Here is a 24,151-nt window from a genome sequence, read left to right on the forward strand (position 1 = left end):
GTATTAACTATCGGTCAAGAAATTGGTAGGGATACCCAATCAGTTTTTAATGGGATAATGGCTTTAAAAGTCAGAAAGAGGAATAATTCCACAGGCTTGAATTTTGCTGAAAACGAGGTGAAGTTGCCATAATAACCAATTACCAACTCTCCAGAAAGCCACGGAGTTTTGATGATCAGAAGCTTCCGCAGATGAATAACCAAGATTTTCCTCAAAAATCAACCAATGAACCGGTAAATGACCGAGGGGAGAATTCGGCTCTAATTGAAAGTTTAGTTGCTCATAATTGAGCCATTGACCTTCCTTCCGCCAACCTAAGCGATCGCCAAGTTTCTTTTGAGTTTCATAATCCACTAAACCACCGAGACTAGAGAAAATAGCCTGCTGAATACTAAACCCGAAATGACCATGACTATAATGCAGCCACAGTTGATCAATTTTTTTCAGTTCTGAACAAGGTAATTGAGCAATATCTTGAGGGTAAACCTCATTCCAGTAGGTTCTACCCAAAATTTTTAATAGTAGTTGGGTTGTTTGGCGATCGGCCGCTTGCCACTGTTGCTTTTTTAGCAAATCTTGTAATTGACTATAATCAAGATCCGCCGATTCTTGAGTTAAGATATTTGGAGAAGTCGGGGGATTTTTAGAACTAGAAGATTTGTCAAGATTGTTTTGAGGGAATTGAGAAACAACTATTGCCAGGGGAATTTTGGGGATAGTGTCTTTTTGACAAACCTCTTGTTCCGCTAAATGAGCAGATAATTTATTGATGGTTTTTTCTAGGGAAATAAATTGTGCTGACCATTCACTTTCATTGAATAAGTAATCATCAAATTGCTCAGAGGAAAAAGCCTCTTTTAACCTTGCTTCTTTCTCGTAACCAGTTGCTAGAAAATTTAACAAAAACTCAGAATTTATGGCGGAATCTGACGTTTCTAAAAGATCAGGTTGAGGTGGAAAAATATTATCTACCAAATACTTAATTTCTCCCACTGTTGCATAAAATTCTTCATCCACCTTAAGGACTTCTTCTATTAATAATTGAAAAGGAGCAAAATAGTCCTGTAAGTAGTTTTCAAAATTAATCGCATTTTGGGCAAGATTAGCAATTTCTTGGCGAACTTGTTGGGATTTGAGTTGGTAATGATTTAATTCCTCATAAATTTTGAGTTCTTGAATAATTGCTTGCACAATTTTTTTCTGCTTTTGAGTATACTCGGCTAATTTTTGCACTCCTTCCCCTAGTAATTTCGTTTTTCTCAACATCAAAAAAGATGTTTTTCCCAGTAGCAAAATTGCCCGAAAATTTTCCTGTTTTTCTAGCTTGAGTTGATTGAGAATATTTTGATTATTATTATTTTTAATCTCTAACTTTATTCTCTCGTAGTCTAAGATTTTTAATTCTTGATATTTTTGGGAAAATAAAATTTTGAGATTGTCACTGAGTTGGAGTAAAAAACGATAATATCCGTCTTGATAGATTTCTAGTCCGTTAATTAATAAATTATAGTCTTTAATTAATAACTGCGTCTCAATCAGGATTTCTTGTTGAGTAATTTTTTCTTTTCGTTTAATAATCTTACCAAAATAGTAATGGTAGCGAACTCCTTCCTGAATTAATTTCCGACGTTCCTTGATGATTTTCTGAAAATGTTTTAAGCATCTATTCTTAAAAACAGGAAGTTGATAGCTTTGCTCATAAATGGCAATTTTTTTATAGGTCATCAGATGTTGAGAGTTCCTATTTAGCATAGCTATCTTAGACCAAAAAATTTCTCAATACTTAGCAATAATTATTCGGTTCCCCCAGCTATTACAAGAGGGAGCAACCCCTAATTAAACATTTTCAACGACAACTGTTTCATTTTCAACAACTGTTTCATTTTCAACAACCGGTTCATTTTCAATAACTGGTTCATTTTCAATAACTGGTTCATTTTCAATAACAACTGTTTGAGGACTTTCAGGAGTTGGATCAGTTACCGTTTCTGGCTGCTTTACTGTCTGTTCTTGATGCTCGGTTAAGTGTTTTTTGGTTTTTAATTTCAAGTCATCAGTCAGAGGTAAACTATCAATTTCAGCCAAAAGTGTTTCCAGAGATTCTTTTTTACTTCGCTCGGCGTAAAAAGCATTGAGAACCGCTTCAATTCCGTACTCGGCGATCGCATCTCCTAAGACAGTCACCAACCCCATCGCTCCGATACCCAGAAAAACGACAAAGGGTTGTCCGAGGGTAACAATTAGCACGATGACAGCAATAATAGCGGAAGCTAAATAAGCACCAGCCACTTTTTTAATAATGTTATCGAGTTCCATAAAAATCACCTCAAATTTTTAGCGAAGGATTAGTTTAATTGTAAAGCAAGGTTAATCTGTCTGTTGCTCGCTGTCAAGTAAAGCTTGAAGAAACGGTTCAAGATTTTTGGGACGATAATCGGAAAAAGCTTTTAATCGTTTGACCACACTGTGATGAACGGTAACAACTTTTGTGTTGAAATGTCGCGACTGCTCACCTCCCAAGGCCGACAATCCCTTGACCGTATTATCGAACTTGATGGTCGGGTCTGGTTTAATTTGGAATTCCTCGGATTCAGAGGTATTTGAGTTAAACTCTAATCCCAATTTTTTGGCTTGATTAATCATCCATTGTAAGGGGTAGTCGGAAAGTCCTTGATATTCTTTTTTGCCACCACCTAGACAGGTATGTTCACCGACAAATAAAACTTCTTTGACAACTTGTTCAGGATTTTCGGGATTGGCTTTGATCGCAGTGGAAGGGAAGTTTTTCCGTTTTTCATCAATGGCAACTGCATGAAAAGCATTTTGGATAATCGGACTTAATTTTGTATTACTAAATTCATATTTTTTATGATAAAACTTCGCTAGGGGAAACCAGGGAGTTAAATCGGGAATACCCAAATTGCCAACTGTATCCCAGCAACCTAACATCTTGACTGGAATACGATCTTGAAAATCTTCTTTTTCTGTCTCAATTTTTTTGGCATTAGCGGCACGAAATTGTTGAGCTTTGGCACTATCGGAACTAACGGTGTGATCTCGATATAGTTGATAAGCTTGGGGAATTTCTTTAATCTTAGAGGGTTTTAGGATTCCGCATTTATCGATAAAACTTGCCAAACATCGAACGATATATGCTCCGCGACTAAAACCTAATAAATAAATTTCATCTTCGCTTTTGGGATTGTAGTTAAGGACAAGAAAACGATAGGCATCTTGAATCATTCGATCGAGTCCCCAGCCAAAAGTTTCATTTCCTAAACTTTTGATGAATTCGTTATCTTCTGGGCTGCCAGAACCTGACAGAAAGACGATTTGAGGGGTTTGATCTTCGGCAATATATTTAATGGATTCGGCGAATTTAACCACGTTGGTGGGGTAAGCACTGGCCGAGTCTTCCCAAGAACCATCACAACAAATAATTAACCGTTTTTTCTGGTTTGAATAAGTCAGTATATCTGGTTGAGAAATTGCTTTTTCAGTAATTTCCTCCATTTCATTGCTGGTAAGGGCAGCTTCTTCGGTGATTATAGTTGATTCTGGATTCTCTTCTGGGGAGGGTTCTTGATGTTCGGCTGGAGCATCCTGTTCAATTACTTCTTCTTCTTCAAGGGAGTTAAATATTTCGTTGACCATTGTTATCCTTTTTGCATTCCTTCTAACTTTACTGCTAGTCTGAGTTTTTGATTTAGGGGGCGAGGTCGGTTTGGCGGGAAGACTATCTAGTTGCCAGGTTGTCCCATAAAGAATACCATGATTGCTATAACTTGTTTGATCTTCTGCACTGCCATTGAGTGATAAATAAGTGACTAGGCTAAGGTCATCAACCCTGGGAGATTGATACATCGTTTTTTCGATTTCTTCTTGGCTAAGTGCTTGATTCCAAACAGAAAGTTCGGCGAGACAACCTTGCCAATAATGGGAGAGATTAACAGCGGCTCCTAAGATGATTTTTTCAATTCCGGTTAAGGTACGGTTATGACCGTTGCCACGATGCCATATGATCCCGTTACGGTGGATTAACATTCGGCCTGTGGTGGCATTTTTGACAAAGGCCCAGTGAGTCCAATCACTATAATCTTTAATCTTGACTTTTTTTTCAATTCGATCGAAACCTTCTTCATTACCTGCATCCCAAAAAATCGCAGGTTTGACGGAATTCCCCCAGGGAAGGGTAATATGTAGTATGCGGTTATTCTCGCGATTAACAGCTTCTAAAAGAGTAGTTTCTGTAGCTAAATTATTTTCTCCTTTTGCCCAAAATGTAATGGTAACACTCTGATCGATATCGAGAAATCTCCCGGATAGCTCCATGCAATCATCGATGCCATTAAATTTTAGTACAGAGCGTTGTTCAGCCATTGGTTTTGTAATCACCTAGGGGAGAAAGAGGTAATCAGGGGTTCAGGGACTCTGACTAATAAGAGATTGATCTATTTGTCGCGGTCTTTGTGAACGTTATCGCCTAGCTTACCACATTTTAATCATCTAGCGATATAAGTGAGAAGTTTTCGTAAAATTTAGTTTCAATAGCCTCTCATCCTATATTCTTACTCAATTCTTGTTGGTAGAAACTGGCAGTTAAATTGCTGGCATCGTCAGACAGCTGGCGGGTTTGTCCAGGTTCTGGGGTCGATTCGAGGTCTGGCTATTGGCCTGATTATATCAATCTTTTCCAGCCAGAGAGCTTAAGGTGAGATTTTAAGCCACTTTAAGATTTGAGGATTTTTGTCATAACGATAGGTAAAACCATCCTTGGCTAGGATCAAATTTCCGCGACTAGCTTTACTACGAACACTAGAGAGCGATAAGTCGGTTAATAGTTTCATCTCTTGATGAGAAAGTCCCTCAAGAGACTGATCGGTTTCTGGGGATTCTGACCCATAATTAATGGTAATATCGGGTTTTACAGAATTGTCCTTAGGGGTATTAGTAAACATTTCTTGAGCTTTCTTAAGGCGATAATTTTCAACAGTCAAGAGTTCCCAACTAGAGTTAGCCGAGAGTTCTAGAACCCATTGATGATAATTAAAGAGACTTTCTCGATGACCGACACTAATAAAAGTTGTCTTACGAGCTTTTAATTGCTCATATAGAATCCTTTCGTTGACTAAATCTAGGGCGCTGGTTGCTTCATCTAAAATGATAAAACTGGGGGGATTAACTAAGAGGCGAGCAAAGGCTAGACGTTGTTGTTCTCCTAGGGAGAGAATGTTTTCCCAGGGTTTTTCAGAGTCAAATTCATCCACCCGACTTAGTGCGTTTTGTAAATTGACTTGTTGCAATACTGCTTGAATTTCGCTATTAGTTATCTGACGATCGGTCTGAGGATAGAGCAGTTGTTCGCGTAAGGTTCCTAAGATAATGTAGGGACGTTGGGGTAAAAAGAGAATTTCTTCAAGGGGTGGCCGTATTAAACGTCCGGTACCGGAATTCCATAAACCCGCGATCGCTCGTAGGAGGGAACTTTTGCCGCGGCCACTAGGGCCAACAATCAGTAATCCTTCACCTGGTTGAACAGAAAGAGATAGATCTTCGACAATTACCTGCTCATAGTCGGGAGTTTGTAAAGTGACTTTCTCAAAGGCAAAATGATTTTCTTCTATAGTTTTGATCGTGCTGATATTCTCCGGTTGTTGAGTGACGGTTTCTAGGGCAGTCGCAAATTCATTTAAACGTTCAACATAACTAGAAAATCGTCCCGAAATGCCAAATTCAGTGATCAGGTCGCCCAAAGAAGTAGCGAATATATAACAGGCTGTGGAAGCTTGTTCCACCTGTCCATAATCGATCTCACCTCTAATATACAAAGGTCCCAGAATTAAGAAGGGAAATACTTGAATAGCGGCTTGATAGCCCCTAGCAAACAGTTCGTTCCCTCTTTCCCAATCAATTTTATCGAGAGTATCTTCTAATACCTTTTTAAATCTTCGCTGAATGATATTTAATTCTTCTTTTTCCCCCCGAAAAAAAGCGATGGATTCAGCATGATTCCGAACGTGAGTTAACGCATAATTATAATCAGCTTTTGAAGCTAATTGCTTTTCATTGATCTTGATTAATTCTTGATTTAAATAAAGGGCGATAAAATTACCGATGACTGTATAAATAAGTAGGGGAATAGCAATCCGCTCAGAAATCGTCCAAATCACCACTAAAAAGACAAGCATCTTCAGGCTTTTTTCTAGGAAAGATGAGAAAAAGCTAAGAGCATTACTGGTGATCGGTTCAATTTCTTGAGCAATGCGTTGATCGGGATTATCAATATCAGATTTGAAATTAATTCTATAATAGGCACGTTTATGGAAGTATTTAGTTAAAACCTGACTATTTAGCCATTCATACCAATCTAAAGCAATTTTTTTGGAAATATTTTTACTGTAACCGACTAGCAGTGTCACCAAGATCAGCCCAATCACATAGGCGATCAATTCCCGATTAAATTTGGCATAGTCTCCCTGTTGTACAATTGCGTCAATCAAGCGACGAATAGCAAAACTATTAAAAAGCGTTACGACTACTAGCCCGAGGATTAGAAAAAGTAGCAAAAATAGCATTCCCCAGCCACGAATTACTGCGGGAAAGCTTCTTGCTCCTGGTTCGGTCGGATACCAGTAAGGTTGAGTAATCGCCTTGACATCTTTCAAAAATTGGTTAAAAGAAGCAAGTACATTTTTATTTTCAGCAACTTGGGTTGACATATTTCCAAAAAAAAGGGGTTGACGCTATTGGTAGTCGGGCAGCAGTTGAGCCTTTGCTAGTTTAACATTTTTGTCTCATATTTTTCCAAGCAAGTAAATAAGTAGAGATCAGGGATAAATCGAGAGGATGACAAACGATTGAGCTATGGGCTAATCCCTCGATAGTTTGACAAGCATCGAAGCGAGGCTTTGTCTGACCAATCATTTTAGCTGATTTTAAAATAATTGGGAAGCAAGAACTAACGGCTTTTTCTCCTCCCTGCTCAAAAAGGTAATTTTCAACCATCACTAACCAATTTTTAGCGGATACCGCTTCAGTGGCATAACCACAGGCATTAATTAGTTCAAAAAGTCTCTGCCATGAAATTGATTCAGGATTAACTAAATGAAAGGTTTTTCCCAGAAGTTGCTTGTGCCTTGAGAGATAAACAATAGCTTTACTGGCATAGTCAATGGGAATGATATTTATATCCACATCAAAAGTGGGAAATTTTTCTGATTTAATACATATTTGAATAAACTGAAAAAAGAAATTATTCGATTTTCTATAAATTCCAGTTTTGCTGTCACCCATAATTCTTGTGGGTCGATAAATAGAGACGGGCAAACCTCTTTTTTGAGCTAGGTGTATTAATTCTTCAGCAACCCATTTGCTTTGTTTATAGCCCGTATTTAAACTGGGAGAAAATCGAGGAAATTCTGTCTCTCTAATGGGTGTATCTTGTCTATGAGCCTGACTAAAAAAAATGGCCAGTGTCGAGATAAAATGAACAGGTTTAGTTTTTCTTAGTCCGGCTAACTTAAGAATTTCTTGAGTTCCCAGAACATTAACCGCTTTCATTTGATAGTAAGGGGGGATCGGGTGGTTTTGTGATCCGTTATGATAAATAACATCAATCTCGGTGGCTAATTGACAAAACTCTTTCTCAGAAAGACCTAACAATGGTTGAGCCAAATCGCCAAGCATTGGGATAATACGATCATCAAAAGGTTCCTGCCAAAGTTGGTAAGATTGGAGGTTTTCTTTTAGTCGCTGTTTACCAGTTTCTAAAGTATGACAACGAATTAAACAATAGATATTAGCGGTGGTTTGATCGATCAGTTCCCGGAGCAAATAAGCCCCTAAAAATCCAGTAGCGCCAGTTAAAAAAATTGATTTTGGCTCGTCAATATCCTCCTTCAGAGGACTGTCAAAACTGATATCAGGATTAAGAATAGCTTCTGTTTTTAAATTTGGAATACATTCTTGATTGCTCATTATTTGCTAGGACATATCTAATTTAATTTAGGGAGTGGACTTGCTTCAATCAAACTCTGCACAGGCATAGTGTCAATAATTCTATCTATTTGAAATCCAGCACTTGTTAATAGGACTTTTAATTCATTTTCTGAGCGAATTTTTCCTGAATGAAGCATCCATAACTGTAGATCAGCTAAATTGTCTCTCCAATAAATTTTGCGGATAATTCTTTCTGCAATTAATAATCGAGATGTGGAAGGCATATACTGGCGACAGTTTTTGAGAATATCAACCACTTGTTGATCATTCCAACTGAGCAAAACTTGCTTAAGTAAATAAACATCCGCTACGACGGGAACCGATTCAAAAAAATCTCCACTTATCAACTCACAGCGTTCGCTTACCCCTTCCTGTTTCAATAAATTTTTGGCTTTTTCAAGGGAGTATGGCTGTTCAAAAAGTATCCCTTTTATTTGAGGGTAACGTTTTAAGATAGCAGCAATCAGTTTTCCCTGACCGCCTCCAATATCTGCCAATACTTCTACGGAGGAAAAATCATAAGCTTCTAATATTTTGGCTATTTGGAATGTGGTTATATCATTCATTGATTGATCATAAACTTTATTTTGGCTAGGATTCTCTCGATGGTACTCCTCAATATCAAGACCATACATGGCTTTAAAAGCTCCTTCACCAGTCGTTAAACTTTGGGTAAAATTGCCCCAACAAGCATAACTTTCTTCTATCTCGGTAATTAGCCAGTTGCGTAAAGTTCCCACTTGATCATCCCTTAGATAAGCCGCTAAGGGAGTATTTTGAAAATAATCCGGTTGATTTTCTTGCAAAACTCCTAAACTGACCAAAGTTCGTAAAAGACGATAGAGAGAATCAGCATGAGTGTTAGTTTCCGTCGCTAATTCTTGATAGTGTTTTGAGCCATCTCCTAACAGATCAAGAATTCCTAATTTTACAGCAGCATAAATACATTGACTGATCTGAAACCCCCTAATCATCAGTAAAACGGTGTCTCTAGGAGATATTTGATTTGGGTTTTCCCCAGGAAGATTAAACATAATTTAATGACCTTTTTGATTGAGCTTACGGATTCCCTAAAAAGGGTATTTTTTGCTAAGAATAGATCCTTGGCTAAATTATTAACGATTTTACCTTACTTGTCAACAATTCTAGGCTTGACTGTATTATTCCCTCAGTTTGACCAGAAACAGCAAAAACTAGAGCCTCTCGATAAATTCTTTGAGCGGGGTGGCTGACTAAATTAGCTGCGCCTTTAGAAATAGTAACCGCCGCCAGAGTACAACGCCATGCCAAGTCAATAGTCCAAGCTCGCAATTTGTGTTTTTCTGCCAAATCTAAAGCTGGATTGTTATTAGCTTTCTTGAGAGAATTTTTACAGCTATCTAATTCTGAAGACAAGGCTTCAAAAGCATCCTTAATAAAAGGCTGAGAATTTTTTTGCACAGTATTTTGTAGGATATCTAAGGCTGCATAAGCACATCCGATAGTTGCAAAAGTAAATCGAGTCAAGATTCTATTTTTATCATTTTCCGCCATCCAACTTGCTGATTTAATATCAACCACAAGCTCTTCAGACAAAAACCATTCGTTCAGGATAACACTCACCGTGTTAGTGGATGTCATCGCCCCTAGTTGCGCTGGTTCAGTAAAGCTAATTACACCCCCTTGCTCCTGAACCATTTCTTGAAAAGGAACTATCCCAAAAAGAGAGTCACCACTAGGTAAAGCAGCCACGACAATAAGTTCCTCCAATATGTCCCAACCGCTCGCCCAAGGTACTTTTCCTTCTAACTGATAGCCCCCAGGCACGGGGAAGGTTTTTAAGGGCTGTTCGTTAGTCCTTCGCCAATGAGAATTACTGGCGCCTAACAAAAGTTTGCCTTGGCTCATTAAAGGCAAATATTTTTGTTTTAACGTCAAGTTTTCGCTGCGCGACAGCATGACTCCCGCCCCCTGGTGTTGAGTTTGCAAAAATGCCAAAGCACCAGAATATCTGGCTACTAACGCTTGAAAATCATCAAAAGTTTCTTGACTCACTTGAGTCCCCCCCCATTGAGGGGGAATTCTTAATCCCAATAAACCTAATTCTGCCAGACCATGAAGTGCTTGTCGCAAAGCATTGGTGTCCCGATCAATTTCTGTTGCATTAGGGGCAACGGATGATATTAAATAGGATTTAGCTGTTTGTAGCAGACTGTTTTGAGCGATCATCTTTAACACACCTCAACCAATTTTAAAGAATGTTTTACTTGCTTGAAAGTTAACTCTAACTTTTCCACCAATTCATCACATTGAGTTTCTGTGATAATAAAGGGTGGCGAAATTAAGATATGGTCTCCATCGACTCCGACACCAGTACCAAACCTCCCTCTGAGGATTAATCCATTTTCTAAGCCTACTTGCATAATTTTTTCAGTAATACCCAGGGAACGAGAAAAAGGTTGATGATTGTCTCGATTTTTAACAAATTCAATTCCTATTAATAATCCTTCCCCCCGAACATCGCCTATGATTGGCTCCCGTTCAGCCAGTTTTTCTAATTGATGTTTGAGGTATTTACCCATCACTGCACATCGTTCTATTAAATTATGTTTAGCCATATAGTTCTGCACAGCTAAAGCCGCAGCGCAACTAATAGGATGACCGGCATAGGTAAACAATGACAGGGGTATATTTTTAGTTGCATTGTCAAATACTTCCCGAACCCGTTGATGAACAATAACTGCACCAATAGGAGCGTACCCGCTGCTTAAGGCTTTCGTGGCTGTAATTATATCGGGAATTGCCGCCCAATGGTCAACCCCAAAGTTTTTACCCGTTCGACCAAAACCCGTGATAACTTCCTCAGAAATCCAAAGAATATCATAGAAATCACAAATTTCTCGCACTTTTTCATAATAGCCAGGAGGCGGAACAATGGCACTCCCGGCACCGCCAATAATCGGTTCAGCCACGAAAGCTGCTATGGTATCTGCTCCTTCTTGTTCGATTATTCTTGCTAGTTCATTAGCACAAGTTAATTCACAACTGGGATAGGTAAGTTTATAGGGACATTGATAACAGTGAGGTGCTTGAATATGGGGAAAATTTAAGAGGTCAAAGGGTGATAAACTTTCTCGCACAAACCTACTACCAGTCATGGCGAGAGTGGCAATTGTATGTCCGTGATAGCTATGCCAACGAGAAATAATTTTGTATTTGCTGGCTTTGCCTCGTAGTTTATGGTAATAAAGAGCTATTTGAAAAGCCATTTCATTAGCGGTTGAACCACTGGTGACAAAACCGACTCTATCCATACCTTCGGGAGCCATTGTTGTCACCACATTGGCCAACTTTTCCTGGGGTTCACTGGTGAATTGAGCCTTATGAATAAAACACAGTTGACGAGCTTGTTCTGCCATGGCATCGGCCACTTCTGTGACACCATGACCGATGGAAATAACATGAGTCCCCCCGATGGCATCTAGATAGATTTTTCCCTCTGAATCATAAACATAAATACCTTTTCCCGATTCTGCCATTAAACAGGTATTATGCCAACGAGTTGTATTGAAAACATGGGATTGATCGGGTTTCATTGATTGACGATTACCTCTAATAAATTTTCAAAATTTGACGCTATCCTAGTGATAGTATCTGCTTGAAACAACTCTTTTTTATACTTCCACCATAGCTGAATAACAGTTCCTGAAGGAGTATTTTTTTTCCAGAACAATATTCCTAAATCTACTCTTGCCATTGATGATTTAATCGGTATGGGGGTGACATTCAAACCCGATAATTCTAAATGATCTGTGGGAGCTTTTTGTAAAAAGTCTAAATACACTCTAAAAAAGCGTTTATTTCGCTCTATCGGCGGGTCAAAGGTTTTGGCGATTTGCTCAAAAGGTACATCTTGGTGAGTGATAACAGCAAGCATCTCCTGTTGAACCCGTTTTAATAGGTGAAAAAAGTGGTCATTTTCGCCAAAATTAAGTCTTAAAAGCAAGTGCTTACCAAAATCTCCCATGACAGATGCAAATTGCTGCTGATTGCTATCAATCGCTGGAACGCAGATAACGAGACTTTCCTGAGAATCGTACTGATGGAGTAAAAGTCCAAAGGCAGTGGCGATGGTGGTAAAAAAAGTCACTTTTTGTTTCTGACTCAAAATTTCTAACTGAGTAGTCAGTTCAGGAGAAATCTGCGTTTTTAGGGTGGCTGCCTGGAAGCTTTGCACCTCTGGTAGCGATCTGTCAGTGGGAAGGTTTAAAGGTTGGGGTTCTCGACTTAACCACTGTTGCCAATAGTCGCGCCTTATTTTTAGTCCTTCTTCTGTAAGAGATTGACGTTCGGCGATTGCATAATCGCTATATTGTAGGGGTAATTCGTCCAAAGGAGAAGGGTTATCAGAGAGGAAAGTATCGTAGAGAAGACTCAACTCTGCCATTAATATTTCCGAAGATTGTTCATTGGCCAGCATTATGTGTAAACCGATCAGCAAAATATGAGATGTTTCCGACAATTGTAGTAGATTAACAAACAACCAAGGATCTTTGTCCAGAAAAACTTGGTTTTTGATTTTTTCTGCGGTTATTCTTTCTATTTCTTGCTGTTGCTCTACTTCTGAGCGGTTTTGCAGATCAATAATTTCAAGAGCTATCTTTGTATTGGGATAGACAACCTGCCTTAAAGAACCATTGATTTCTTCTAATTTTGTTCTTAGAATTTCATGGCGACGAATAATCTCATTAAAACTTTTTTCCAAAATAGCTACATTCAGCTTTCCTTCCAGATGGAAGTAGTTAGGTAGATAATAAAAGCTACCTAAATGACGATAATCCCAAAATCGCTCTTGAGCAAAAGAGGGCGGATAATAGCGAATTTCGTCAGCAGATTGGGAATTTGTTGCTTCAATTCTGTTAAATGTTGATGATTTTTTTGACAAACAAGTTACTAATTCAGCAATGGTGGGCGACTGAAATAGGTCAAGCATCTGCAAGTTTTTATTCAACTTTTCTTGGATTCTATTCAATAAAATAATGACTTTGAGAGAATTTCCGCCTAACTCAAAGAAGTTATCATTAATACCTATTGGCTCTAGTTGCAGAACTTCAGACCACAAGTTCGCTAATATTTCTTCTTCTCGATTACGAGGAGCCACAAAATTAGCTTTATTACTGGTTAATAGATAACTCGGTTTTGCCAGTTTTGACAAGGCTAGACGGTCTATTTTATCATTAGGCGTAAGGGGCAATTTGTCTAAAATACTGATGGCATTGGGCAGCATATATTCTGGCAATTGACTTTTGATAAATTGACTGAGTTCTAATACTAATTGCTGCTTAAATTTAATCTCGATTGGATTATTGGCATAGGTAAATATATCTTCAATAGGAGAACTAATGGAAAAAATTGCTGGTTGGAATGGTGCGGATTTATGGCTAAAAACTAGATCATAATATCCTGTGGCATCGGTGTTAATCCAGCTAATCTCTAGGTGATAAGGTAAGTCCTCCACAAGAGCCATTATCCGATCAATTTCTACCCCATGCTTCGGCTGCTTACCTAGCCACTGGTTTAGTTGCTTAAGTGAGTCGCTTTGATCAGCTTCTTCTAACCATTGTTGAACCTTAACTTCCTTGCTCAAACGAGCATTAGGAATACGAGAAATACCTAAATTTTTCGGTTGATCTTCAGTTAAAATACGTTTAACTTCGTCTAAGTTCAGTTGTTCTTTTTGCCAGTCTAACCAATCAATCTCTGTCAACGGTTCAACGGAACTATTGATAGATAAAATCGCCTCGTAACGAAAGCGAGTTAATTCATTATCATAAACCCCAGTTTTGGGTTTTATTTGCACATGAGTAATTTCAGGAAATTGTTGTTGAAGTTCTAGGAAGAAAAAGGGATGTAATAACAACTCTTCTTCTGCTTGTTGTTTGCGGGTAATTCTTTCTTGTAATTGACAGGCAAGAACATGATCATTAGCCCGATAAGCTTCTACAGAATTACAATAGGTTGGCAAAAGGGCTAAATTACGAATATCTCCAACAAGAATATGACCTCCTTTTTTAACCCGTTTAATTAACCCTTCTAAAACTTGCAATAGGTAGGCGGTACTGGGGAAATGTTGCAGCACAGAGTTCATGATAACAGTATCAAAACTTTCTGACTCCAACCCCGCTAAATCATCGGCGCTTCGTTCCCACAAAGTTACATGATCTAAACCGCCTATTGTTTGCTGAATTTTCCGAATATGATCTAAAGCAGGACGAGAAAAATCAAGACCTACATACTCGGAACAATCCGGGGCAACTCGAGTTAATAATAATCCGGTGCCGCAGCCAATTTCTAAAACTTTTTCTGGGTGTAATTCTTGAATGCGCTCAACGGTTTTATTAACCCATTCGTGCATTTCTTCTTCGGGAATTGGCTGTCCGTCATAACTACTATCCCAACCAATAATATTAAAAGTAAGATCACTTTGAATAGGTGTTTTACTATCGGTTTGCTGATTAACAGTTTTCCAAAGAGCCAGATATTCTTGTTGAGTTTTTTCCTGTTCTAAGGAATCCTCAGAAGTTAGATGAGGAACGACATAAGCGATTAACTGTTTATCCCCTAATTGATCTTGGCTGAGGATAACCGCCGCCGAATCAATCGCCGAGTGTTGAATCAATACATTCTCAATTTCTCCTAGTTCTACCCGAAAACCTCGAATCTTAATTTGATTGTCAATGCGTCCTAAGTATTCAATGTCACCATCGCCTAAATAGCGACCCAAATCTCCAGTTTTATAAAGCCGTTCTGAGGGATTAAAAGGGTTATTGATAAAGTTTTCTTGGGTTAATTCTAGCTGATTGAGATAACCTCTCGCTAAACTAATACCAGCAATATATAATTCCCCTTGAGTTCCTTGGGGGACAGGCTGTAAATTCTGATCAAGAATATAGATTTGTGTCTGATTGATGGGACGACCAATAGGGACAGAGGTACAGTTTTCTGTTAATTTATAATTAGATAAATCACAATAGGTTGCTTCGACAGTGGTTTCTGTCGGTCCATAAGCGTTAATTAATTGGGGTACTCGGCGGAGTTTCCCAGTTTGTAACATTTCTTCTATATATTGCTGCCATAGTTTGAGTTTTTCGGGTAATAAACTTTCTCCACCCACAAATAATAATCGCACCGATTCGGGGAAGGGTTCCTTAGTTCGCGCTAATTCGCTAATTAAAGCCTGCCAAAAAGCTGTGGGTAAATCTAAGATTGTTAGTTGCCATTCTCGACACTTTTCGATAAAGCTAGAAAATGAGCTTAACATCGCCTCAGTTCGCAAAAACACTGTGCCACCAACAGTTAAGCAAGGATAAATTTCCTCGACGGCAACATCAAAACTAATCGAGGCAAATTGTAAAATTCGATCGCTTTGACTGAGATTAGCGGTAGTCTTAACCACTTCAATAAAATTAACCACAGAGCGATGTTCAATCATCACGCCCTTGGGTTTTCCGGTGGAACCTGATGTATAGATAATATAAGCGAGGTTTTCGGGGTTAACTTCAATATCGGGATTTTCTGGCTTTTCTAGGGCAATTAGCTCCCAATCTTCATCCAATTTCAGAAATTTAACTCTCTGATTGTCCCCGAATTTACCGATTAAATAACTATTGGTGATTATAAGAGATAATTGAGCATCTTGTATCATATAATCCAAGCGCTCCGGGGGATAGTCGGGGTCGAGGGGAACATAGGCGCATCCGGCTTTGAGAATAGCCAAAAGGGCCATCACCATTTCCGGGGAACGTTCAACAGATAAGCCGACGAGACTTTCCGGTTTTAGCCCACATTTTTGTAAATAATGGGCCAGTTGATTGGCTTTTTGATTTAAGCTTTCATAGCTAATTTGCCAGTTTTCCCCAATCAGCGCCATAGCTTCAGAGGTGCGTTGTACCTGCTGTTCAAATAATTGATGAATAGATTGAGTCATGGGAACTAAAGTAATTTGATTTCACTCAAGGGCCATAGTTGGCTTAATTTGCTTGATCCTATTTTCCAAAGCGACGCTCGCGATTTTGAAACCAGTGGATAGCTTCTTCAATATCTGCTGGAGTTAGATCGGGAAAGAAGGTATTTGTAAAGTAGAGTTCACTATAACAACTCTGTAGGGGCATAAATCCAGATAACCGACATTCTCCAGAGGTCCGAATAATCAGATCTGGCGGCGGACAAAATTGATCCATTAGCTGATGAGGTTCGATCTCTTCAGGTTTAACCCCCTTTTCTACTAGGCGGCGGACTGCGCGGATTATCTCATCTTCACCACCGTAGTCTAGGGCAAAATTGAAGATGTGACCGGTCATTCCTTTGGTGCTATGCTCTACCTCCTCAACAATAGACAAGAGATGTTCAGGAAGGCGATCTTTTCTACCTAAGTGTCGCAACTGTACTGAGTATTCAACTGATAAGGGCAATAAATTGCTGAGAAACTGACTAAAAACATCCATTAAGTTGTCAACTTCGCTATCGGAACGCTTCCAGTTTTCGGTGGAGAACAGCCACAATGTCGCGCCGTAAATTTCCTTATCCCAAATCGTTTTTAATAGGGAAGGTGCCACCTCTATAAATGCTTTTATGTGACCTTCTTGGGGAGATAAGCCCTGATTTTTTGCCCATCTTCTGTTACCGTCTGGAATGATGGCAATATGCTTGAGAGGTTTAGTAGAGATGTTGTTAGTCATAAAATTTTTCCTGATCAGGTTAAATTGAGTAGTTTGGCAAACAGATCGGTATTTAAGTTTCTGGTTTAGAGTGGAGTAGCTTCAATTAAACTCTCTATAGATTGACTGTCAATAATTTTAGTTATTTGAAAGCCAGCCGTTTCTAATAATACCCTAAATTCAGATTCCGAGCAAATTTTTCCTGAACCTAGCATCCATAAATTGAGATCAGCTAAATTATCCTTCCAACGATTTTTGTGCAAAACTTCGATCCACGATTAACAATCGAGAGGATGGGGCCATAGCCTGACGACAGTTTTTGAGAATTTCAAGGGCTTTTTGATCATCCCAATTGAGCAGAATTTTCTTCAGTAAATAAATGTCTGCTTTAAGGAAAATGGGGTCAAAAAAGCTCCCAGTAATCAAACTACAACGGTCGATCACTCCCTCTTGTGTTAGTAGATATTTCCCCTGCTCAATACAATAAGGTTGTTCAAATAGCACCCCTTTAATCTGGGGATAATCTTGTAAAATAGCATCCAGAAATTTTCCGTATCCTCCGCCAATATCTGCGACAATTTCCCCAACAGAAAAATCATAAGCATCCAAAATCAGGGGGTTTTGAATTGCAGTTATATCAACCATTGCTTGATCAAAAACTTCAGCTTGATCAGAATTTTGTTGATGAAACTCTTCAATATTGACACCATACATAGACTCAAAAGCACCTTGACCTGTGATTAAACTTTGAGTCAGATTTCCCCAACTAGCATAACTTTCTTCTATTTCCGCCATCAGAAAATTGCGAACAGTTCCCTGTTGCTTATCTCTTAAATAAGTTGCTAAAGCAGTGTTTTGGAAATAGTTGGGTTGGGTTTCTTCTAAAATCCCCAGACTGGTTAACGTCCGCAAAAAACGATAAAGTAAATCAGCATGAGTATTGGTTTCAGTGGCTAACTGTTGATAAGATTTTGTTTCATCTGCCAACATATCAACAATTCCTAATTTGGCGGCCGCATAAATACATTGGCTAATCTGAAAACCCCTTATCATCTGCAAGACAGTGTCTCTATCAGACATTTGCCCAGGATTTTCTCGCTGAAGATTAAACATGATTGAATGAGCAAAGTTGAGATGGTTGTTAATGGAATGACTCCAGAGATATTTTTAGACGAAATAACTCTCAGGAAATTTTTCTGTAATCATCATAATCGCTTGCTTCTGAGAGAAAACACGATAGGTACGAGAAAAAAGTTTTTCTTCTGGACTGATTTGAAAATCCTCAGCCAAATCCCCCGCAGGTTCTTGAGATAAATCAATGATTTCCTTAAAGGTTTCCATCCGATTTTCTAACCAAAGCTTACCGATGGGTTTTCCTGAATTGATTAATTCCTCTTGAAACTTGGTGTTTAGCCTATCAATAACAATAATAGACTCGGCATAAATTAAATTTTTTTGGCTAACTGTACTGCGAAGAAATATTTTTCTCTTGATAATTTTACTACCTTTTTCAAGCTCTAAAACTGGCAAGTCTTCCTCTAAATATACCGCTTCTTCAGACAGTTTAACAATTGACATTTTTTCCAACAAATAAATCTCTAAAATGTCGGTTAGAGTCCCATCGGTTATTAAAATGATTCGCTGGAGTGTGCTTAACTCCGAAAGATTAAGAGGGGTTTTGCTAAAACTATTTTTTAGCAACTCGATTTTACACCGATTCGGTGGTTTCTCTGGCATCATGGCACAATTCCTTAATTTGCTTGATAGAGAGAGATTTATAAAGTTAGCCCATCGATAATTAGTGGATTTATTTCCTCGGAAAAAGACGAACAAATTGATTGTATCTCTTATTGCGCTTTAGCTGGGGACAGGCAGCCAAAGCGCAGCTAGGAATAAAACTCTCTTCCTCCATTTCCTCTGTGTGTATAGCAAAACAGAGAACAAATTAATCTATCTTCATCAAATTCAAATAAGGACTGTGAGCTTTTGAAATGAAAGGATAAATTAATTTAAATTATCATTCTACAATTTCAATTTTTCTCGGGGAACCAATATCCTCAGACACAACTTCCACCGACTCTATTTGCTGTTTGAGCTTCAGTTTCAGTGCTTGGGTAATCGGTAAACCTTCAACTTCTTTGATTAAGTCTTCCTGAGCTTCCTGTTTACGACGATCTTTATAGATAGCGGCAAGAACCGCTTCAATTCCATAGTTCGTCAAGACATCTCCCACCACAGTGGTCAGACTAAGCAGTCCCAAACCACCGAAAACGCCGAGGGGACCCCCTAAAGCTGCCAGAGCGAAGGCAATGGGATAAGTAGTGGCTCCCGAGGTGGATACCGTCACCACGAGAATTACGCCTGGGAGTCCCAAAGAACCAATTCTCTTGGCTACTTCGTCCAAAGAAACCCCCCAGGATGCCAGTTTTTTGCTGATTTCACCCGGGGCAGCCTTTAGTTTTTTGCTGATTTCCTCCCAAGAAAATTCTGAAGCGGCAGCTTGTTCGTTAACATTCTGGGATGAAGATTCATCAGCGCCAGCCTGTTCGTTAACATTCTGGGATGAAGATTCATCAGCTGCGGCCTGTTCGTTAACTTCGTCCATGAGAAACTCCTAAAAATTAATCTCCCAGAGTCTAACACACTTTTACCGAGGGATAAACCTATTTTAAAAATCCTTGACAATTCGTAAATATTCTGATTGACTGGTAGCATTTGAAATGCCTAAACAGCAGACCAACGGCCGCCAAAATTAGCCAATTATCAATGCCGTTTTAGCTGGGTTTACCCTGATTTCTGCCGCCACTACCTCACCCCATGTAACCTTCCATACCAATGTAAATGTTGAACAGCTTATTTATAGCCCGCATTCCCTCTCTAGACTCGTATCAGTCCAACGTGCTTACCGATGGATGTTTAACCTATCCTTGGCAAGATGTTGGGGAAATATTTGACAATTTGTCAAGCTTTTTCAGGCAAGAAAAAATCGATCTAGCAGACTGCTTGTCCCTGGAATGTGAAAATTCTCTTCCCAGTGCTTTAACCCTGTTATTTTTGTTAGAAAAGGGCTATAGTTTCTTTTTGCAGCCTCAGTCAAATTCGCCCTATATTATTCCTGAGTTTTGTCACTATTGCCTCACTCCCAAACTGGAAAAAAACGACCGTTTGGATCAAATTACCAATTGGCTAAAAATTACCGAAAATCATCAATATAAAACTATCGATGACAAAGGTAAAAGGCTATATATGAGAACTTCTGGGAGTACAGGAACCCCAAAAATAGTGGTTCATTCTCAGACTAAATTGCTAGAAAATGTGCTTAACTGTGTGGAAAGATTGAGATTAAATTCAGAGGCGAGAGTGGCGATTCCAGTACCGATTTATCATCTCTATGGTTTAGGAGCTGCTTTTCTTCCTAGTGTGGCTGTGGGGGCCTCTATTGATTTACAGAAAGGTGCCAACCTTTTACGCTATCTTCAGAGAGAAAAAGACTTTAATCCTAATATTGCTTTTATGACTCCTAGCTTTTGTGAAACCTTAGTTAAAGGCAGAAAATCAGCCAGAGAGTATAAATTAACAGTGGTGGCGGGAGATCTGATCAAAGAAAACACTTTTATCAAATATGAAGAGAATTTCGGACCCCTAGTTAAGTTATATGGCAGCACCGAAATGGGGGTAATTGCCGCAGGTAATCCCCAAGAAGAATTATCCCTCCGTTGTCAAACGGTCGGTTTACCTATGCCAGGTGTGCGATTGCAACTTAAGAAATCTTTAAACTCGGAAATGTCAGAAGTTGGGGAAATTTGCTGTCAGCATCCATCAGGGTTTGATGGTTATGTTGATCCGGCAGGAGTGCCGCTGATGTCAACAAATTCTGATGATTGGTTCCCTACTAAAGATTTAGGTAAGCTACATTTAGACGGTCATCTGGAAGTTTGGGGAAGATGTGATCGCAGTATTAACCGGGATGGTCTATTGGTCTTGTTTTCTGACATCGAGAAAAATATGGAAACCCTAGATGCAATTGAAACGGTTGCGGTTCAATGCCATGGAGAGAGTCAAAGAGGCAAAGGGATAGTCGCTTTTTGTGTCTTGACAAAAGGGAGTCATCTATCTGAGAATGAAATCAGAGAATTGTGCTTTGATATACTACCGAAAAGAGCGATTCCAGACCGAATTGTTACTCTGAAAACCTTACCGATGTTACCCAACGGGAAGATCGACCATCAGCAATTAGTCAGTTTTTTACCCAAAGCTTAGAAAATGGCGACAAATATTTTAAATCAACTCAAGACAATTATTGCCGAAAAACTGGACATCAATCTCAAAATCGAGGAAATTGACGAAACTGCCTCCCTATTTGAAGACGGGTTAGGATTGGATTCCATAGCAATAGTTGAATTAATTGCTTTGACAGAACAGCATTTCGAGGTTGAGTTTGCGGAATCGGATTTAAATCTAGAATCCTTTAGTAATCTTAACGTTTTAGCTAGTTGTATTGCTCAGAAAATGCCAGCAAGTGAACAATTAACGGTCACAGCTTGATCTAGAGTTAATGCAACCTCAATAACAATATCTCAGTCAAAAACCATGACTTTAACCGTTGAACTTCCGAAAACCCAAACGCCGCAACGTTTACCCTTAAATCCTAACTATCCCCCCTTTCGCCAGTGGAAAGCAGGGGTAATCGCCGAAAAACTAGAAGAACAGCCAATCTGTCTCTATGTCCATATCCCTTTTTGTACTCAACGCTGTGCTTTTTGTTACTACAAAACCGTTGACCTAAAAGAGAGCCAAGTACAGGCCTATGTAGATACGCTTTGCCAAGAAATTAAACTCGTTTCCGAAAGATTCAATTTGAAAAACCGACGGATTCAGGCGGTTTATTTTGGCGGAGGAACTCCCACCACCTTAACCGGAAACCAGTTAGTCCAAGTTGTCGAGAATTTACGGGAAAATTTCTCCTACTTTGAAGAAAAGAAACAGTTTTCCGTAGAAGCAGAACCCTTGAGTGTTTCCCCCTCAAAAATGAGGTTACTCAAAGAATTAGGAGTAAATCGCCTGAGTTTAGGTGTTCAATCTTTTAATGATCAAATCATCAAACTGAGTGGCAGAGGTCATGACGAAAAACAAGCTTATCGAGCGATAGATGTAGCTCAAAAAGCTGGCGAGGGGCAATGGTCAATTAATATTGACCTGTTGAGTGGACTAGCAGGAGAAACTGTAGAAACTTGGCAAGAAAGCTTAGAATGCGCTCTAAAAACCGGAGTAGAAAGCATCACCGTTTATAAAATGGAAGCTTTTGCCAATACCCAAGTATTTGATCAAGGGGTTCGCCAAGAAATTATAGAATTGCCATCAGCAGAGCTAGAAATGCAGTTTATGCAGTTGGCCATGGAGCGCTTTGCCCAAGCAAACTATAATCCTTGGAGTCATTTTACCTATGTTAAAAATGACAGCGATTTGGCCACAAGTACCCAACAATATCGCAGTGAATACATTTTTAATATTTGGCACGGAATGGAGTTTTATGGACTGGGGGTCTCTGCTTTTGGCTGTTTAGGGGATTCTCTGTTACAAAATACTAGCGATATGGAAAAATATGCGACCCTTCTGGCCCAAGGAGAACTACCCTTATCTCGCGGTTATAAGCTGACTAGCTTGGACCGGATGGTGCGGGAAGTTTTACTAGGAATCAAGACATTACGTTTTGATTTAATTGCATTTCAGCAAAGACATGGGTTTAAATTACAATCCCTTTGCGGGGAAACTTTGTCCGCACTTGAAAGAGATGGTTTTGTCACCGTATCTACCCAAGAAATTGAATTAACCCCTAAGGGAATTCTTTATGGGGACTATGTGGGCGAAACTTTAGCAGCATCTCTCAAAAAACTCAAAAGTTAGTAAGTAGGTGGGTGTTAAAAATTGTCAGTTTCCCCCCTGAGTAAGGGGGGTCAGAACCCCTTACTCATTTAAAATATAGAAACTGGATAATCGCTAACTAATAATTGTTCATTGTTGAAAATGACCCAGATGAGATGTGCAGAACAAACAGTTTAGCTCAGGTCCCACTTAATGATTTACCCGTGCTTACTGCTGCGGAAATCGAGGAGCAAGTAGCCGCTATTTATGGTCTTCTTGAAAATTGCTCCCTTCCCCAGGGACAACTAGAGCAACTGACCGAAAAACTGGCAGAATTTCAAAGCCAATGGCAAGCGGTTTTTACCAAATTTGGACAAAACTATCGAGGAGAATTAGCCTATCGAGATTTAATCGGGGAATTTAGCCGAAAAATAGCACCATTATTACAAAAATGGCTATCTTCATCGGTGGCAATCCAAGAGATAATTAATCCTATTACTTCCATGCTTTCAACCCTATCGCCTTCTCCACCCCTGAGGGGAAAAGATGGCGAGATGCTTTCTCTGATGCAGAAAAAGCGTTTGTTAATTGCCAAAAAAAAGCACCAATCTCCGCTAGAAGTAGAAGATAAAAACCTCTCAATCCCAGAGTTTGAAAAGCCGATTTTTATTGTTTCTGCACCCAGAGCAGGAAGTAGTTTATTGTTTGAAACCCTGGCTAAATTCCCCGATTTATGGACAATTGGAGATGAAAGTCACGAAATTATCGAAGGAATCCCCGCTTTACATCCTGCCGCACGCAATTTTAGCTCTAACCGCTTGGATGAAGGCGATGCTACCCCAGAAATTAGTAAGACTCTCAGAAAAGGTTTTACCCAACAATTACAAAATCGGGAGGGGGTAAAATATTTAAACATTGCTGAAAATGAGCGTCCTAGCAAAATTCGTTTTTTAGAAAAAACGCCCAAAAACGCCCTAAGAGTTCCTTTCTTAAAGGCTGTATTTCCTGATGCTCTCTTTATCTATCTTTATCGAGATGCTAGGGAAAATATTAGTAGTTTGTTAGAAGGATGGCGATCGCATCGTTTTATTAGCTATCAACCCTTACCCGGTTGGGAGCATAGTCAGTGGAGTTTTCTGCTCGTACCCGGTTGGTCATCTCTCCAGGAATCTTCTCTGGTAGAAATTGCCGCCTATCAGTGGAAAATGGCTAATTCCTACCTAATAGAAGACCTTCAGTCCCTCAACCCTTCCTGTTGGTGTTCGGTCAATTATCGCGATTTAATTGAACATCCCGGGCAAACCATTAATCATATTGCCCAATTTGCCCAACTGCATCAAGACAAACAAATCGAGCAAATTCTCTCTCAACCCTTACCCATCGCTCAAAGAACCCTATCTGCTCCTAGACAAGAAAAATGGCGCAAACATGAACGGGAATTGGCCACATTATCACCAGACTTAGAAAACATAATTGATTGTTTGCACTATCTTAAGTAGGTAGGTATTGAAAACTTTCAGATGCCCCCTGATTAAGGGGGGACTAAGGGGGGATCAAACCTAAAATCCATTTTTAATTTAATTATAACCAGCTAC

The 24,151-nt window shown here is 39.2% G+C and carries 17 protein-coding genes; 4 read left to right on the plus strand and 13 right to left on the minus strand.

Features of this window, described 5'->3' with window-relative positions:
• Positions 1-63 precede the first annotated feature (63 nt).
• The 13 genes from MiAbW_RS11635 to MiAbW_RS11695 all read right to left on the minus strand — a co-directional run bounded on the left by MiAbW_RS11635 (position 64) and on the right by MiAbW_RS11695 (position 19,299).
• On the minus strand, positions 64-1,725 hold the full coding sequence (locus tag MiAbW_RS11635) for a GUN4 domain-containing protein (RefSeq protein WP_151696254.1): 1,662 nt from the start codon (positions 1,723-1,725) through the stop codon (positions 64-66).
• A gap of 111 nt (positions 1,726-1,836) precedes the next feature.
• Positions 1,837-2,316, minus strand: coding sequence for a hypothetical protein (locus MiAbW_RS11640; RefSeq protein WP_151696255.1), 480 nt, complete (start codon positions 2,314-2,316; stop codon positions 1,837-1,839).
• Positions 2,317-2,367: 51 nt separating this feature from the next.
• Positions 2,368-4,380 carry a phospholipase effector Tle1 domain-containing protein gene (locus MiAbW_RS11645; protein ID WP_151696256.1) on the minus strand — a complete coding sequence of 671 codons (2,013 nt, stop codon included), beginning with the start codon at positions 4,378-4,380 and terminating at the stop codon, positions 2,368-2,370.
• A gap of 326 nt (positions 4,381-4,706) precedes the next feature.
• Positions 4,707-6,719 (minus strand): ABC transporter ATP-binding protein/permease, encoded by a 2,013-nt coding sequence (locus MiAbW_RS11650; protein WP_151696257.1) that lies wholly within the window; start codon positions 6,717-6,719, stop codon positions 4,707-4,709.
• 61 nt (positions 6,720-6,780) lie between these two features.
• Entirely contained in the window at positions 6,781-7,977 is a 1,197-nt protein-coding gene (locus MiAbW_RS11655; protein WP_238707261.1) for a thioester reductase domain-containing protein, read from the minus strand.
• Positions 7,978-7,994: 17 nt separating this feature from the next.
• Complete coding sequence (locus tag MiAbW_RS11660; RefSeq protein ID WP_002783468.1) at positions 7,995-9,032, minus strand: methyltransferase; 1,038 nt, start codon at positions 9,030-9,032, stop codon at positions 7,995-7,997.
• A gap of 73 nt (positions 9,033-9,105) precedes the next feature.
• Positions 9,106-10,206 (minus strand): acyl-CoA dehydrogenase family protein, encoded by a 1,101-nt coding sequence (locus MiAbW_RS11665; RefSeq protein WP_002783467.1) that lies wholly within the window; start codon positions 10,204-10,206, stop codon positions 9,106-9,108.
• 2 nt (positions 10,207-10,208) lie between these two features.
• Complete coding sequence (locus MiAbW_RS11670) at positions 10,209-11,573, minus strand: aminotransferase family protein (RefSeq protein WP_151696258.1); 1,365 nt, start codon at positions 11,571-11,573, stop codon at positions 10,209-10,211.
• On the minus strand, positions 11,570-15,964 hold the full coding sequence (locus MiAbW_RS11675; protein WP_238707262.1) for a non-ribosomal peptide synthetase: 4,395 nt from the start codon (positions 15,962-15,964) through the stop codon (positions 11,570-11,572). Before MiAbW_RS11675 ends, MiAbW_RS11670 begins: the two co-directional genes overlap by 4 nt.
• Positions 15,965-16,022: 58 nt before the next feature.
• Positions 16,023-16,715 carry a polyprenyl diphosphate synthase gene (gene uppS, locus MiAbW_RS11680; RefSeq protein WP_002783462.1) on the minus strand — a complete coding sequence of 231 codons (693 nt, stop codon included), beginning with the start codon at positions 16,713-16,715 and terminating at the stop codon, positions 16,023-16,025.
• 216 nt (positions 16,716-16,931) lie between these two features.
• Positions 16,932-17,774, minus strand: a complete 843-nt coding sequence (locus tag MiAbW_RS11685; protein ID WP_238707263.1) for an acetylserotonin O-methyltransferase — start codon at positions 17,772-17,774, stop codon at positions 16,932-16,934.
• Between the two features lie 87 nt (positions 17,775-17,861).
• The gene (locus MiAbW_RS11690; protein ID WP_151696259.1) at positions 17,862-18,434 is read right to left on the minus strand and encodes a chorismate--pyruvate lyase family protein; all 573 of its coding nucleotides are present in this window, start codon (positions 18,432-18,434) and stop codon (positions 17,862-17,864) included.
• Between the two features lie 277 nt (positions 18,435-18,711).
• Positions 18,712-19,299, minus strand: coding sequence for a hypothetical protein (locus MiAbW_RS11695; protein ID WP_151696260.1), 588 nt, complete (start codon positions 19,297-19,299; stop codon positions 18,712-18,714).
• A gap of 236 nt (positions 19,300-19,535) precedes the next feature.
• Between MiAbW_RS11695 and MiAbW_RS11700 the strand changes: the two genes are divergently transcribed.
• The 4 genes from MiAbW_RS11700 (at position 19,536) to MiAbW_RS11715 (ending at position 24,055) form a co-directional block, all read left to right on the plus strand.
• Positions 19,536-20,954: a class I adenylate-forming enzyme family protein gene (locus tag MiAbW_RS11700; protein ID WP_151696261.1), complete on the plus strand. Its 1,419-nt coding sequence runs from the start codon at positions 19,536-19,538 to the stop codon at positions 20,952-20,954.
• A 3-nt stretch (positions 20,955-20,957) separates the two neighbouring features.
• Positions 20,958-21,239: an acyl carrier protein gene (locus MiAbW_RS11705; RefSeq protein ID WP_151696262.1), complete on the plus strand. Its 282-nt coding sequence runs from the start codon at positions 20,958-20,960 to the stop codon at positions 21,237-21,239.
• A 45-nt stretch (positions 21,240-21,284) separates the two neighbouring features.
• Positions 21,285-22,598 (plus strand): coproporphyrinogen-III oxidase family protein, encoded by a 1,314-nt coding sequence (locus MiAbW_RS11710; RefSeq protein WP_151696263.1) that lies wholly within the window; start codon positions 21,285-21,287, stop codon positions 22,596-22,598.
• A 182-nt stretch (positions 22,599-22,780) separates the two neighbouring features.
• Complete coding sequence (locus MiAbW_RS11715) at positions 22,781-24,055, plus strand: sulfotransferase family protein (protein WP_238707264.1); 1,275 nt, start codon at positions 22,781-22,783, stop codon at positions 24,053-24,055.
• The last annotated feature ends 96 nt before the right edge of the window (positions 24,056-24,151 follow it).

It is taken from the genome of Microcystis aeruginosa NIES-4325, from assembly GCF_008974145.1.
Classification (GTDB): Bacteria; Cyanobacteriota; Cyanobacteriia; order Cyanobacteriales; family Microcystaceae; genus Microcystis; species Microcystis aeruginosa_G.

Excerpts from the sequence above, each read along its gene's own strand:
- MiAbW_RS11635 (WP_151696254.1), bottom strand. The coding sequence starts at position 1,725 with ATGACCTATAAAAAAATTGCCATTTATGAGCAAAGCTATCAACTTCCT.
- MiAbW_RS11640 (WP_151696255.1), bottom strand. The coding sequence starts at position 2,316 with ATGGAACTCGATAACATTATTAAAAAAGTGGCTGGTGCTTATTTAGCT.
- MiAbW_RS11645 (WP_151696256.1), bottom strand. The coding sequence starts at position 4,380 with ATGGCTGAACAACGCTCTGTACTAAAATTTAATGGCATCGATGATTGC.
- MiAbW_RS11650 (WP_151696257.1), bottom strand. The coding sequence starts at position 6,719 with ATGTCAACCCAAGTTGCTGAAAATAAAAATGTACTTGCTTCTTTTAAC.
- MiAbW_RS11655 (WP_238707261.1), bottom strand. The coding sequence starts at position 7,977 with ATGAGCAATCAAGAATGTATTCCAAATTTAAAAACAGAAGCTATTCTT.
- MiAbW_RS11660 (WP_002783468.1), bottom strand. The coding sequence starts at position 9,032 with ATGTTTAATCTTCCTGGGGAAAACCCAAATCAAATATCTCCTAGAGAC.
- MiAbW_RS11665 (WP_002783467.1), bottom strand. The coding sequence starts at position 10,206 with ATGATCGCTCAAAACAGTCTGCTACAAACAGCTAAATCCTATTTAATA.
- MiAbW_RS11670 (WP_151696258.1), bottom strand. The coding sequence starts at position 11,573 with ATGAAACCCGATCAATCCCATGTTTTCAATACAACTCGTTGGCATAAT.
- MiAbW_RS11675 (WP_238707262.1), bottom strand. The coding sequence starts at position 15,964 with ATGACTCAATCTATTCATCAATTATTTGAACAGCAGGTACAACGCACC.
- uppS (WP_002783462.1), bottom strand. The coding sequence starts at position 16,715 with ATGACTAACAACATCTCTACTAAACCTCTCAAGCATATTGCCATCATT.
- MiAbW_RS11685 (WP_238707263.1), bottom strand. The coding sequence starts at position 17,774 with ATGTCTGATAGAGACACTGTCTTGCAGATGATAAGGGGTTTTCAGATT.
- MiAbW_RS11690 (WP_151696259.1), bottom strand. The coding sequence starts at position 18,434 with ATGATGCCAGAGAAACCACCGAATCGGTGTAAAATCGAGTTGCTAAAA.
- MiAbW_RS11695 (WP_151696260.1), bottom strand. The coding sequence starts at position 19,299 with ATGGACGAAGTTAACGAACAGGCCGCAGCTGATGAATCTTCATCCCAG.
- MiAbW_RS11700 (WP_151696261.1), top strand. The coding sequence starts at position 19,536 with ATGTTGAACAGCTTATTTATAGCCCGCATTCCCTCTCTAGACTCGTAT.
- MiAbW_RS11705 (WP_151696262.1), top strand. The coding sequence starts at position 20,958 with ATGGCGACAAATATTTTAAATCAACTCAAGACAATTATTGCCGAAAAA.
- MiAbW_RS11710 (WP_151696263.1), top strand. The coding sequence starts at position 21,285 with ATGACTTTAACCGTTGAACTTCCGAAAACCCAAACGCCGCAACGTTTA.